The organism is Pseudomonas sp. DrBHI1 (assembly GCF_002205115.1).
Lineage (GTDB): Bacteria > Pseudomonadota > Gammaproteobacteria > Pseudomonadales > Pseudomonadaceae > Aquipseudomonas > Aquipseudomonas mosselii.
Genome location: NZ_NIBE01000009.1, coordinates 56,295 through 68,592 on the forward strand (window position 1 = coordinate 56,295; position 12,298 = coordinate 68,592).

Annotated in this window: 11 protein-coding genes; 9 read left to right on the forward strand and 2 right to left on the reverse strand. The window is 63.8% G+C overall.

What is annotated here, in order from left to right:
• Positions 1-5 precede the first annotated feature (5 nt).
• The 3 genes from CC207_RS01510 (at position 6) to CC207_RS01520 (ending at position 2,014) form a co-directional block, all read left to right on the forward strand.
• Positions 6-1,088: a 5-(carboxyamino)imidazole ribonucleotide synthase gene (locus tag CC207_RS01510; protein ID WP_028689976.1), complete on the forward strand. Its 1,083-nt coding sequence runs from the start codon at positions 6-8 to the stop codon at positions 1,086-1,088.
• 96 nt (positions 1,089-1,184) lie between these two features.
• The gene (locus tag CC207_RS01515; RefSeq protein ID WP_011536441.1) at positions 1,185-1,430 is read left to right on the forward strand and encodes a GlsB/YeaQ/YmgE family stress response membrane protein; all 246 of its coding nucleotides are present in this window, start codon (positions 1,185-1,187) and stop codon (positions 1,428-1,430) included.
• Positions 1,431-1,480: 50 nt separating this feature from the next.
• A complete protein-coding gene (locus CC207_RS01520) occupies positions 1,481-2,014 on the forward strand; it encodes a DUF3299 domain-containing protein (RefSeq protein WP_028689975.1) in 534 nt (177 codons plus the stop codon).
• 117 nt (positions 2,015-2,131) lie between these two features.
• On the opposite strand, the gene CC207_RS01525 is transcribed toward CC207_RS01520, so the two are convergent.
• Together CC207_RS01525 and CC207_RS01530 are read right to left on the reverse strand one after the other, a co-directional pair.
• On the reverse strand, positions 2,132-3,028 hold the full coding sequence (locus tag CC207_RS01525; protein WP_069015982.1) for a D-hexose-6-phosphate mutarotase: 897 nt from the start codon (positions 3,026-3,028) through the stop codon (positions 2,132-2,134).
• A 73-nt stretch (positions 3,029-3,101) separates the two neighbouring features.
• Complete coding sequence (locus tag CC207_RS01530; protein ID WP_003253317.1) at positions 3,102-3,500, reverse strand: acyl-CoA thioesterase; 399 nt, start codon at positions 3,498-3,500, stop codon at positions 3,102-3,104.
• Between the two features lie 362 nt (positions 3,501-3,862).
• On the opposite strand from CC207_RS01530, the gene CC207_RS01535 reads away from it, so the two are divergent.
• The 6 genes from CC207_RS01535 (at position 3,863) to phoU (ending at position 12,212) form a co-directional block, all read left to right on the forward strand.
• Positions 3,863-5,152, forward strand: a complete 1,290-nt coding sequence (locus CC207_RS01535) for an MFS transporter (RefSeq protein WP_062360101.1) — start codon at positions 3,863-3,865, stop codon at positions 5,150-5,152.
• 168 nt (positions 5,153-5,320) lie between these two features.
• Positions 5,321-6,319, forward strand: a complete 999-nt coding sequence (locus tag CC207_RS01540) for a phosphate ABC transporter substrate-binding protein PstS (RefSeq protein WP_011536436.1) — start codon at positions 5,321-5,323, stop codon at positions 6,317-6,319.
• Positions 6,320-6,461: 142 nt separating this feature from the next.
• Positions 6,462-8,750 (forward strand): ABC transporter permease subunit, encoded by a 2,289-nt coding sequence (locus tag CC207_RS01545; RefSeq protein ID WP_028689972.1) that lies wholly within the window; start codon positions 6,462-6,464, stop codon positions 8,748-8,750.
• A gap of 17 nt (positions 8,751-8,767) precedes the next feature.
• Complete coding sequence (pstA, locus tag CC207_RS01550; RefSeq protein WP_028689971.1) at positions 8,768-10,438, forward strand: phosphate ABC transporter permease PstA; 1,671 nt, start codon at positions 8,768-8,770, stop codon at positions 10,436-10,438.
• Positions 10,439-10,510: 72 nt separating this feature from the next.
• The gene (gene pstB, locus CC207_RS01555; protein ID WP_028689970.1) at positions 10,511-11,344 is read left to right on the forward strand and encodes a phosphate ABC transporter ATP-binding protein PstB; all 834 of its coding nucleotides are present in this window, start codon (positions 10,511-10,513) and stop codon (positions 11,342-11,344) included.
• Between the two features lie 97 nt (positions 11,345-11,441).
• Positions 11,442-12,212, forward strand: coding sequence for a phosphate signaling complex protein PhoU (gene phoU, locus CC207_RS01560; RefSeq protein WP_023630537.1), 771 nt, complete (start codon positions 11,442-11,444; stop codon positions 12,210-12,212).
• Positions 12,213-12,298 lie beyond the last annotated feature (86 nt).

A 12,298-nucleotide genomic window follows, 5' to 3' on the forward strand; every position in this document is an offset into this window, starting at 1 on the left:
ACGCTATGAAGATCGGTGTAATCGGTGGCGGCCAGCTGGGCCGCATGCTGGCCCTGGCGGGCACCCCGCTGGGCATGAACTTCGCCTTCCTCGACCCGGCCCCGGACGCTTGCGCCGCGCCGCTGGGCGAGCACCTGCGCGCCGACTACGGCGACCAGGACCACCTGCGCCAGTTGGCCGACGAAGTCGACCTGGTGACCTTCGAGTTCGAGAGCGTGCCGGCCGAAACCGTCGCCTTCCTCTCGCAGTTCGTGCCGGTCTATCCGAGTGCCGAGGCCCTGCGCATTGCCCGCGATCGTCTGTTCGAAAAGAGCATGTTCCGCGACCTGGGGATTCCGACCCCGGCTTTCGCCGACATCCTCTCGCAAGCGGACCTGGATGCCGCCGTCGCCAGCATCGGTCTGCCGGCCGTGCTCAAGACCCGTACCCTGGGGTATGACGGCAAGGGCCAGAAGGTCCTGCGCAAGCCTGAGGACGTGGTGGGCACCTTCGCCGAGCTGGGCAGCGTGCCCTGCTTGCTGGAAGGTTTCGTACCGTTCACCGGCGAAGTGTCGCTGGTGGCCGTGCGTGCCCGCGATGGCGAAACCCGCTTCTACCCGTTGGTGCACAACACCCACGACAGCGGCATCCTGAAATTGTCGGTGGCCAGCGAGGCGCATCCGCTGCAGGCCCTGGCCGAAGACTACGTCGGCCGCGTGCTGCAGAAGCTGGACTATGTCGGTGTCATGGCGTTCGAGTTCTTCGAGGTCGACGGCGGCCTGAAGGCCAACGAGATCGCCCCGCGCGTGCACAACTCCGGGCACTGGACCATAGAAGGCAGCGAATGCAGCCAGTTCGAGAACCACCTGCGTGCCGTCGCCGGCCTGCCGTTGGGTTCGACCGCCAAGGTGGGTGAGAGCGCCATGCTCAACTTCATCGGCGAAGTACCGCCAGTGGACAAGGTCTTGGCCATCGACGATTGCCACCTGCACCACTACGGCAAGGCGTTCAAGGTCGGACGCAAAGTCGGCCATGCCACCCTGCGCTGCGCCGACATGGCCACCCTCAAGGCCAAGATTGCCGAAGTAGAGGCCTTGATCGCCGGCTGATCGAACTTCTGCCCGGCAATGCCGCTCTGAGATGGCAACATGCCAAAGCGCTGACTAGGCTTTGGCATGTTTCATGTTCATCACAGAGGGATTGCCATGGGCATCATTGGAACCATCTTCATTGGCCTGATCGTCGGCCTGCTGGCGCGTTTCCTGAAACCGGGTGACGACAGCATGGGCTGGATCATGACCATCCTCCTCGGCATCGCCGGCTCCCTGGCTGCCACCTATGGCGGGCAAGCCCTTGGCATCTACCAGGCCGGGCAGGCCGCGGGCTTCTTCGGGGCCCTGGTCGGCGCGATCATCCTCCTGGTGATCTACGGCTTCATCAAGAAGAGCTGAACACACGTTAGAATGCCGGCAATTCAATCCCCGAGTTGCCGAGCATTCCCATGCGTGCGTTATTCCTCGTCCCCCTGCTGCTGGCCAGCGCCCTGGCCCATGCCGAATTGCCCGAGACCGACTGGCTTGAGCTGATGCCCAAGTCGGACCAGAAAGCCCTCGAGCAGATGCCCGAGATCGACCACGACTCCCCGGAAGCCCAAGGGACCTTCACTGCCAAGGGTGGCCTGAAGCAGAGCAAGGGCTTGCCGGCGGTGATGTACTCGACCAAGACCGTGGCAGCGATGAACGGCAAGCAGATCCGCCTGGGCGGGTATCCGGTGCCGTTGGAAAGCGATGCCAAGGGCAACAGCACGCTGTTCTTCCTCGTGCCGTACCCGGGCGCCTGCATCCATGTTCCGCCACCGCCACCGAACCAGCTGGTGCTGGTGCGTTATCCGAAAGGGTTGAAGATCGATGACATCTACACGCCGTTGTGGGTGACCGGCACGCTGAAGGTGGAGACGGTCAGCAATGACTTGGCGGATGCGGCGTATGCGCTGGAGGCGGGGCAGGTGAGGGTGGTGGAGGATGCCGACCTGTAACGCATCCGGGACTGCTTTGCAGCCCGTCGCGACGCAAGGCCGCGCCCACAGGGATCACGCGAATCCTGTGGGAACGGCCTTGTGTCGCGAAAGGACCGCGTAGCGGTCCTGGAAACCTCAGAGCACTTCGCTACCGATCGCCACGCTCATCGCATGACTCGCCCCCGGCTTGAGCACCACCACGTCATCCATCACATTCGCCGTCTCGATGCACAGCATGCGCTGCCAGCCATCGTCGGCCATGTCCGGCAGGTCGCGGGCCCGCTCGGTCCAGGGGTTCCAGATGACCGCGGTGCGTGAGCCGCCGGCCTGCAGGGTGATGCGTCGGTTCCAGTGCGGGTCGACGATGGCCAGGCGCTCGGGGGCGTTCAGGTAGATGCGGTCGGTCTCGCCCGCGAAACCCAGGTTGCCCTGCTGCTGGCGTTGCTCCCAGTTGGCCAGGGTTTCGATATAGGCCAACCCGTCCACGCCTTCCACCTGCACCTGGCGCACGTCGCTTACCGCGAAGTAGCTGTGCAGGGCCTGGCTCAGGGTGACGTCGGAATGGCCGAGGTTGTAGCTGGTCAGGGTCAGCTTCAGCTGGTCGCCCAGTTCCACCAGCAGCTTGAGCTGGACTTCGTGGGCCCAACCCGGCAGATCGCCCTGGGCTTCGGGTAGTTCGAATTCGATGTGCAGGTTTTCGCCGTGCTTCTCGGCCCCCAGCAACTGCCAGTCGCGCCCGCGCACCAGGCCATGGGCCGGTGGCTGCTCGCCCTTGAACATGGCTTTGACCGAATCCGGGTTGCGTTCGAAGATGCCGAACCACGGCCAGCACACCGGCGCGCCGGCGCGCACCGACTTGCCCTTGCGGAAAATGGCCTGGTCGCTCAGCCACAGCAGCGGCGGTTCGCCGATTCGCTGGTAGCTGAGGACCTGTGCGCCCTGCTGGGCGATCAATAGTTCGGCCTGCTCGCTGGTAATGCGCCAGCAATTGAGTTCGCCGTGAAGCTCGGTCTCGACCGTGAAGTTAGCCATTGCGCTCGTCTCATTGATTGTCTGTCAGGCCGTTGGACCCGGTGACGTGCAATGAGTTTACCGCTCGCTCGGCTCAGCGACGAGGCACCGAGCGGGTGCGACCGCTGCCATCGATGGCGACGAACACGAACACGGCTTCGGTGACCTTGCGCCATTCGCTGGACAGCGGGTCGTCGCTCCACACCTCGACCATCATCTGGATCGAGCTGCGGCCGATCTCCAGGGTCTGGGTATAGAAGGACAGCTGCGCGCCCACTGCCACCGGCACCAGGAATGCCATGCGGTCGATGGCCACCGTGGCCACCCGGCCACCGGCGACGCGGCTGGCCATGGCGGTGCCGGCCAGGTCCATCTGGGCGACCAGCCAGCCGCCGAAGATATCGCCGAAACCATTGGTCTCGCGCGGCAGCGCGGTGATCTGCAAGGCCAGGTCGCCCTGCGGGATAGGATCTTCTTGTTCGAGTTCAATCATGCCGTGGGGCCTCTGACCCGTGAAGCTTCGTTGGTGGCGCAATGAAGGACGCCGTAAAAACGATTCAGCATCACGCATACTACGCTGATTTCGCTTCGCGAGGCGGCCAAAGGGAATCTCTGCGAAACAGTCTGACAACAATGACCGACGTTTTCGCACAACTTCCCAAAATGGAAGCAACCTTTTCCTACGAGCGGGCAGTATATATACCTGCACAGCCAGCGACGACCGCACATTCATGAATATCTGTATGGATTTTGTACCGCTATGAGCGCGGCTCGGCAATTTGCTATCTTCGCTGCCTATCCAATCCAGAAACCGCATGCCAAGCGGTCCGCAGACCTACAAGAGAAAGAACAGCGATGACCTCCGTGCAGAGCAGTATCGAGCAGCCGTCCCGGCCGTTGTCCCGCAGTGACTACAAGACCCTCTCGCTGTCCGCCCTGGGCGGAGCTCTGGAGTTCTACGACTTCATCATCTTCGTGTTTTTCGCCACGGTGGTCGGCAAGTTGTTCTTCCCGGCCGACATGCCCGAATGGCTGCGCCTGATGCAGACCTTCGGCATCTTCGCCGCCGGCTACCTGGCACGCCCCCTTGGCGGCATCGTCATGGCCCACTTCGGCGACCTGCTCGGGCGCAAGAAGATGTTCACCCTGAGCATCTTCCTGATGGCCGTGCCGACCCTGGTGATGGGCCTGCTGCCCACCTATGCGCAGATCGGCCTGTGGGCGCCGATCCTGCTGCTGTTGATGCGGGTGATCCAGGGCGCGGCCATCGGCGGCGAGGTGCCGGGCGCCTGGGTGTTCGTCTCCGAGCACGTGCCGGCGCGCAACACCGGCTATGCCTGCGGCACCCTGACCGCGGGCCTGACCTCGGGCATCCTGCTCGGCTCGCTGGTGGCGACGCTGATCAACACGCTCTATACCCCCGAGGAAGTGGCGGACTACGCCTGGCGTATTCCGTTCCTCCTGGGCGGGGTGTTCGGCTTCTTCGCGGTCTACCTGCGCCGCTGGCTGCATGAGACCCCTGTGTTTGCCGAGATGCAGGCGCGAAAGGCCCTGGCCGAGGAACTGCCGCTGCGCGCAGTGCTGCGCGACCACCGCGGCGCGATCATCCTGTCGATGTTGCTCACCTGGCTGCTGTCGGCCGGCATCGTGGTGATCATCCTCATGACTCCGGCATTGCTGCAAAGCCTCTATCACGTGAGCCCAACGGATTCGCTCAAGGCCAACAGCCTGGCCATCGTGCTGCTCAGCCTGGGCTGCATCGGGGCTGGCAGTCTGGCCGACCGCTTCGGCGCCGGGCGCGTGTTCATCGTCGGCAGCCTGGCGCTTCTGGCGTCGTCCTGGGCCTTCTACCACAGCCTGCCGACCCGCCCAGACCTGCTGTTCCCGCTGTACGCCCTGACCGGTCTGTGCGTGGGCATCGTCGGTGCCGTGCCGTACGTGATGGTCAAGGCGTTTCCGCCGGTGGTGCGCTTCAGCGGCCTGTCGTTCTCCTACAACCTGGCCTACGCGATCTTTGGCGGGTTGACGCCGATGGTGGTAACCGCGCTGCTCAAGTTCAGCCCGATGGCGCCAGCCTACTACGTGGCGTGCCTGTGTGCCGTTGGTCTGCTGGTGGGCACCTATTTGCTGGCTCGCAAACGCTGACACCCGCTCTAAGTTCCCCCTCTGCAACATCCTGTAAAGGCCATCCCGGTTCCCGGTGATGGCCTTTCATCCAATTGTCATATTCAAGTCATAGAGTGTTCATGCGGCCTGCAGATACTTGGGCCCGTTCCATCTCACAACCCACGATATTCCTGCTAGGAGCAAGGCATGAAACTGAAGCGTTTGATGGCGGCCCTGACCTTTGCCGCCGCTGGCGTCGCTGCCGCCAATGCGGTCGCCGCTGTCGATCCTGCAATCCCGACCTACACCAAGACCACCGGTGTATCGGGCAACCTCTCCAGCGTCGGTTCCGACACCCTCGCGAACCTGATGACCCTGTGGGCCGAGGCCTACAAGAAGGAATATCCGAACGTAAACATCCAGATCCAGGCCGCCGGCTCCTCCACCGCGCCACCCGCGCTGACCGAAGGCACCGCCAACCTGGGCCCGATGAGCCGCAAGATGAAGGACGTCGAGCTGCAGGCCTTCGAGCAGAAGTACGGCTACAAGCCGACCGCCATCCCGGTCGCCGTCGACGCCCTGGCCGTGTTCGTGCACAAGGACAACCCGATCAAGGGCCTGACCATGGCCCAGGTCGACGCCATCTTCTCCTCCACCCGCCTGTGCGGTGGCAAGAGCGAGATCAAGACCTGGGGTGACGTCGGCGTGACCGGCGACCTGGCCAACAAGCCGATCCAGCTGTTCGGCCGCAACTCGGTATCGGGCACCTACGGCTACTTCAAGGAAGAAGCCCTGTGCAAAGGCGACTTCAAGCCTAACGTCAACGAGCAGCCTGGCTCGGCCTCGGTCGTGCAGTCGATCAGCTCCTCGCTGAACGGCATCGGCTACTCGGGCATCGGCTACAAGACCGCCAGCGTCAAGACCGTGGCCCTGGCCAAGAAAGAAGGGGGCGCCTTCGTCGAAGACAACGAAGCCAACGCCCTGAACGGTACCTACCCGCTGTCGCGCTTCCTGTACGTCTACGTCAACAAGGCGCCGAACAAGCCTCTGGCCCCGCTGGAAGCCGAGTTCGTCAAGCTGGTGCTGTCGCAGGCCGGCCAGCAAGTTGTCGTGAAGGACGGTTACATCCCGCTGCCAGCCAAGGTGGTCGACAAGACCCTGGCCGACTTGGGCCTGTCCCACGCGGGTAACGTTGCAAAGAAGTAAGTAACTGAGGACGAGGCCGGTGCCAACAATGCCGGCCTCTCCCACGAATTCCCTAGTCCGAAGCCAGGGCTCCTGAGCGGCGGGCTTTTTTGCGTCACTGCACTGTCATGTTTTTGTCATACGGGACCGCTAGGGTGTGCGCATGAATGATCTGGCCAACTCCACAATGACCCAAAATTCTCCTCCCGTGCGCATTGATTTCAATACGCCCGAGTTGCAACGCAAGCGCCGCCTGCGCGCCCTCAAGGACCGTCTGACCCGCTGGTACGTCCTGGTGGGCGGCCTTGCCGTGCTGGCAGCGATCACGCTGATCTTCTTCTACCTGGCCTACGTGGTGCTGCCGCTGTTCCAGGGCGCCGAGTTGACCAGCAAAAAGGCCTTGGAGCCGACCTGGCTGCAGCAGGACGCCGGCAAACCCCTGATGATCGCCCTCGAGGAGCAGAACCTCGTGGGCATGCGTGTTTCCGACAAGGGCCAGGCGCTGTTCTTCGACACCAAGACGGGTAACGAATTGAAGCGCGTCGACCTGCCGCTGCCCGCGGGCGCCCAGGTCAGCTCGATCAGCACCGACCAGCCCGGCAGTCCGCTGGTGGTGCTGGGCCTGTCCAACGGCCAGGCGCTGGTGTTCCACCACACCTACAAGATCACCTATCCGGACAACAAGAAGACCATCGACCCGGGTATCGACTACCCCTATGGTCAGGACCTGTTCACCCTGGATGACCAGGGCCGCGCACTGGAACACGTGAGCGTCAACGTCAGTGGCGACACGTTGCTGCTGGCCGGCTCCACCGGCGCGCACCTGCAGGTGATCGAACTGTCGCGCACCGAGAACATGATGACCGACGAGGTCACCATCGAGCAGAGCCGCATCGAACTGCCGCAGATGACCGAGGTGGTGAAGAATATTTTCATCGACCCGCGCCAGCAGTGGTTGTACGTGGTCAACGGCCGTGCCACCGCCGACGTGTTCAGCCTGCGCGACAAGAGCCTCAATGGCCGCTACAAGCTGCTGGAAGACGGCAACGCCGAAATCACCGCGACCGCCCAGTTGGTCGGCGGCATCTCGCTGATCTTCGGTGACTCCAAGGGCGGCCTGAGCCAGTGGTTCATGGCCCGCGACCCGGATGGCGAGTCGCGCCTCAAGCTGATCCGCAGCTTCCAGTTGGGCAAGGCCCCGGTGGTGCAGATCGACGCCGAAGAGCGCCGCAAGGGCTTCATCGCCCTGGACAGCGAAGGCAAATTGGGCGTGTTCCACAGCACCGCACACCGCACCCTGCTGGTCGAGCCGGTCGCCGAAGGCGCGGGCGTGCTGGCCCTGTCGCCACGCGCCAACCGCATCATCATCGAGCAAGGCGGCAAGCTGCTGCCGCTAAGCCTGCGCAACCCGCACCCGGAGATCTCCTTCAGCGCGCTGTGGGGCAAGGTCTGGTACGAGAACTACGACGAGCCTAAATACGTCTGGCAGTCGACCGCCTCGAACACCGACTTCGAGCCCAAGCTGAGTCTGTCGCCGCTGACCTTCGGCACGCTCAAGGCCGCGTTCTACGCGATGATCCTGGCCGCGCCGCTGGCGATTGCCGCCGCCATCTACACTGCCTACTTCATGGCCCCGGGCATGCGCCGCAAGGTAAAGCCGGTGATCGAGCTGATGGAAGCGATGCCGACGGTGATCCTCGGCTTCTTCGCCGGCCTGTTCCTCGCGCCGTACCTGGAAGGCCACCTGCCGGGCGTGTTCAGCCTGTTCGTGATCATGCCGATCGGCATCCTGCTCGCCGGCTTCAGCTGGAGCCGCCTGCCGGAGTCGATCCGCCTGCGCATCCCGGATGGCTGGGAAGCGGCGATCCTGATCCCGGTGATCCTGGTGATCGGTTGGTTCGCCCTGTACATGAGCCCGTTCCTCGAGAGCTGGTTCTTCAAGGGCGACATGCGCCTGTGGATCAGCAACGACCTGGGCATCACCTACGACCAACGCAACGCCTTGGTGGTCGGTATCGCCATGGGCTTCGCGGTCATCCCGAACATCTATTCCATCGCCGAAGACGCCGTGTTCAGCGTGCCGCGCAGCCTGACCCTGGGTTCGCTGGCGCTGGGCGCCACGCCGTGGCAGACCCTGACCCGCGTGGTCATCCTCACCGCCAGCCCGGGCATCTTCTCGGCGCTGATGATCGGCATGGGCCGTGCGGTGGGCGAGACCATGATCGTGCTGATGGCCACCGGCAACACGCCGGTGATGGAGATGAACCTGTTCGAGGGCATGCGCACCCTGGCCGCCAACGTGGCCGTGGAAATGCCCGAATCGGAAGTCGGCGGCAGCCACTATCGTGTGCTGTTCCTCGCTGCCCTCGTGCTGCTGCTGTTCACCTTCGTGATGAACACCCTGGCCGAGCTGATTCGCCAGCGCCTGCGCAAGAAATACTCGTCGCTTTGATAGAAAGGTAGAGATCCGTGAAAAAGGATTCCCTCAAAGGCTGGTTCAAGAGCGGCGCCCCCGGCGTCTGGATCAGTGGTGGCGCGGTCGCCATGGCGGTCATCATGACCGTCGGCCTGCTGGCCGTGATCGCCGTGCGCGGCCTGGGCCACTTCTGGCCGGCCGACCTGGTCCAGGCCACCTACAAGGTGCCGGGCCAGGCCGACCACGTGGTCATCGGTGAAGTGGTGCAGAAAGAAGAAGTACCGCGCGAACGCCTCAAGGGCGCCGGCCTGCCGGTGCCCGAGCAGGGCCCGGAGTTCATGACCCGAGAGCTGATCAAGGTCGGTAACCGCGACCTCAACGGCAGTGACTTCACCTGGGTGGTCGGCGAGTGGCTGGTGGACCAGCAAAAGCCTGCCGACCTGATCGCCCTGGAACGCCGTGAGTGGGGCAACTTCTACGGTTACCTGGTCAGCGTCAAGGAAGAGGGGCGCGTGGTCGCCCAGGGCCCCGAGGCCTGGAACGAGCTGCAGGCCCGCCTCCAGCGCGCCAGCGAGCTCAACGACCAGCTGGTGAAGTTGGAGAAGAAGGATATCGGCGCCATCAACCATGGCCTCGAGCGCCTGCGCCTGCACGGCCGCAAGCTGGAACTGGACGGCAAGCTGGACGCCGCCGCCCAGGCCGACATGGACGCTGAACGTGCCGAGCTGAACAACCGTTACAAGGCCATCGAGGAGCGCCTGACCGGCCTGCACCAGGCCTTTGCCCGCGACAGCCTGGTCGCCCGCGACGGCAATGGTCGCGAGGTGGAGATCAACCTGAGCAAGGTGGTCCACGCCATCCAGCCGAACGCCATGTCCGGCCTGACCAAGATGGGGGCCTACTTCGCCAAGGTGTGGGAGTTCCTCAGCGACGACCCGCGTGAGGCCAACACCGAGGGGGGTATCTTCCCGGCCATCTTCGGCACCGTGATGATGACCCTGATCATGGCCGTGATCGTCACCCCGTTCGGCGTGCTGGCCGCGGTCTACCTGCGCGAGTATGCCAAGCAGGGCCCGGTGACCCGGTTGATCCGCATCGCGGTGAACAACCTGGCCGGCGTTCCGGCGATCGTCTATGGCGTGTTCGGCCTGGGCTTCTTCGTCTACGTGCTGGGCGGCTCGATCGACCGGCTGTTCTTCCCAGAGTCGCTGCCGGCGCCGACCCTCGGCACCCCCGGCCTGCTGTGGGCCTCGCTGACCCTGGCGCTGCTGGCGGTACCGGTGGTGATCGTGGCCACCGAGGAAGGCCTGGCGCGAATTCCGCGCACCGTGCGCGAGGGCTCGCTGGCCCTGGGCGCGACCAAGGCCGAGACCCTGTGGAAGATCGTCCTGCCGATGGCCAGTCCGGCCATGATGACCGGCATGATCCTCGCCGTGGCCCGCGCCGCCGGTGAGGTGGCCCCGCTGATGCTGGTGGGTGTGGTGAAGCTGGCGCCGTCGCTGCCGGTGGACGGCAACTATCCGTACCTGCACCTGGACCAGAAGATCATGCACCTGGGCTTCCACATCTACGACGTCGGCTTCCAGAGCCCCAACGTCGAGGCCGCGCGGCCGCTGGTGTACGCCACCGCGCTGTTGCTGGTGCTGGTGATCGCCACCCTCAACCTCTCGGCGGTGTGGATCCGTAACCACCTGCGCGAGAAGTACAAGGCCCTCGACCACTGATCCTGATTGCAAGCGTGCCGCCCGAACAGCGGGCGGCCCTTTGAAACGAATTGATAGCGTATGGAGTTGACCATGCAGCATGAATCCCACGCCCACGGCATCGACATGTCGGCCCTGGGCCGCGACAAGCAGAGCCTGCGCCTGGCCGAAGAGACCGTGGCCATCGAAGTTCCCGGGCTGTCCCTGTTCTACGGCGACAAGCAAGCGCTGTTCGACGTCAGCATGAACATCCCCAAGCAGCGCGTGACAGCCTTCATCGGTCCGTCCGGCTGCGGCAAGTCCACCCTGCTGCGGACGTTCAACCGCATGAACGACCTGGTCGACGGCTGCCGCGTGGAAGGCGCCATCAACCTGTATGGCAGCAACATCTACCGCAAGGGCGAGGACGTGGCCGAGCTGCGCCGTCGCGTGGGCATGGTGTTCCAGAAGCCCAACCCGTTCCCCAAGACCATTTACGAGAACGTGGTCTATGGCTTGCGCATCCAGGGCATCAACAAGAAGCGTGTGCTCGACGAAGCCGTCGAGTGGGCGCTGAAGGGCGCGGCGCTGTGGGATGAGGTCAAGGATCGCCTGCACGACTCGGCCTTGGGCCTGTCCGGTGGTCAGCAGCAGCGTCTGGTGATTGCCCGCACCATCGCCGTGGAGCCTGAAGTGCTGCTGCTCGACGAACCGTGCTCGGCGCTGGACCCGATCTCGACCCTGAAGGTCGAGGAGCTGATCTACGAACTGAAATCCAAGTACACCATCGTCATCGTGACCCACAACATGCAGCAGGCGGCCCGCGTTTCGGACTACACCGCGTTCATGTACATGGGCAAACTGGTCGAATTCGGTGACACCGACACCCTGTTCACCAACCCGGCGAAAAAGCAGACCGAAGACTACATCACCGGTCGCTATGGCTAGGGGGCGACCCGTGGGGGCAGGCTCCCACAATGGATTCTTCTTGCCAGGGAACGATACGAAAGACTAGAAGCTTGCAGCTGCTTCGCGGAGCGAAACGATGATCAACAAAGAAAGCCTTACCCACCACATCTCCCAGCAGTTCAACGCCGAACTCGAGGAGGTGCGCAGCCACCTGCTGGCCATGGGCGGGTTGGTCGAGAAACAGGTGAACGACGCCGTCACCGCGCTGATCGAGGCCGATTCGGGCCTCGCCCAGCAGGTGCGCGAGGTCGATGAACAGATCAACCAGATGGAACGCAACATCGACGAGGAGTGCGTGCGCATCCTCGCCCGTCGCCAGCCGGCGGCCTCCGACCTGCGCCTGATCATCAGCATCTCCAAGTCGGTGATCGACCTGGAGCGCATCGGCGACGAGTCGACCAAGATTGCCCGCCGCGCCATCCAGCTGTGCGAGGAAGGCGAGTCGCCGCGCGGCTACGTCGAAGTGCGCCACATCGGCGACCAGGTGCGCAACATGGTTCGCGACGCGCTGGACGCCTTCGCCCGTTTCGATGCCGACCTGGCGCTGTCGGTGGCGCAGTACGACAAGACCATCGACCGTGAATACAAGACCGCGCTGCGCGAGCTGGTCACCTACATGATGGAAGACCCGCGCTCGATCTCCCGCGTGCTCAGCGTGATCTGGGCCCTGCGTTCGCTGGAGCGCATCGGCGATCACGCGCGCAATATCTCGGAGCTGGTGATCTACCTGGTGCGCGGCACCGACGTGCGCCACATGGGCCTTAAGCGCATGAAGGCCGAGGTGCAGGGCGAAGCGTTCGATGAGGGCGAAATCGCTAATGTTCCGGCTGAACCGGACGATAAATAGGATTGCTCCCGAGCATGAACGCCCGGCAACCGCCGGGCGTTTTCGTTTGCGGTCGAGCACCAGCAGGCACCCGCGAACCGTGTGAG

Excerpts from the sequence above, each read along its gene's own strand:
- CC207_RS01510 (WP_028689976.1), top strand. The coding sequence starts at position 6 with ATGAAGATCGGTGTAATCGGTGGCGGCCAGCTGGGCCGCATGCTGGCC.
- CC207_RS01515 (WP_011536441.1), top strand. The coding sequence starts at position 1,185 with ATGGGCATCATTGGAACCATCTTCATTGGCCTGATCGTCGGCCTGCTG.
- CC207_RS01520 (WP_028689975.1), top strand. The coding sequence starts at position 1,481 with ATGCGTGCGTTATTCCTCGTCCCCCTGCTGCTGGCCAGCGCCCTGGCC.
- CC207_RS01525 (WP_069015982.1), bottom strand. The coding sequence starts at position 3,028 with ATGGCTAACTTCACGGTCGAGACCGAGCTTCACGGCGAACTCAATTGC.
- CC207_RS01530 (WP_003253317.1), bottom strand. The coding sequence starts at position 3,500 with ATGATTGAACTCGAACAAGAAGATCCTATCCCGCAGGGCGACCTGGCC.
- CC207_RS01535 (WP_062360101.1), top strand. The coding sequence starts at position 3,863 with ATGACCTCCGTGCAGAGCAGTATCGAGCAGCCGTCCCGGCCGTTGTCC.
- CC207_RS01540 (WP_011536436.1), top strand. The coding sequence starts at position 5,321 with ATGAAACTGAAGCGTTTGATGGCGGCCCTGACCTTTGCCGCCGCTGGC.
- CC207_RS01545 (WP_028689972.1), top strand. The coding sequence starts at position 6,462 with ATGAATGATCTGGCCAACTCCACAATGACCCAAAATTCTCCTCCCGTG.
- pstB (WP_028689970.1), top strand. The coding sequence starts at position 10,511 with ATGCAGCATGAATCCCACGCCCACGGCATCGACATGTCGGCCCTGGGC.
- phoU (WP_023630537.1), top strand. The coding sequence starts at position 11,442 with ATGATCAACAAAGAAAGCCTTACCCACCACATCTCCCAGCAGTTCAAC.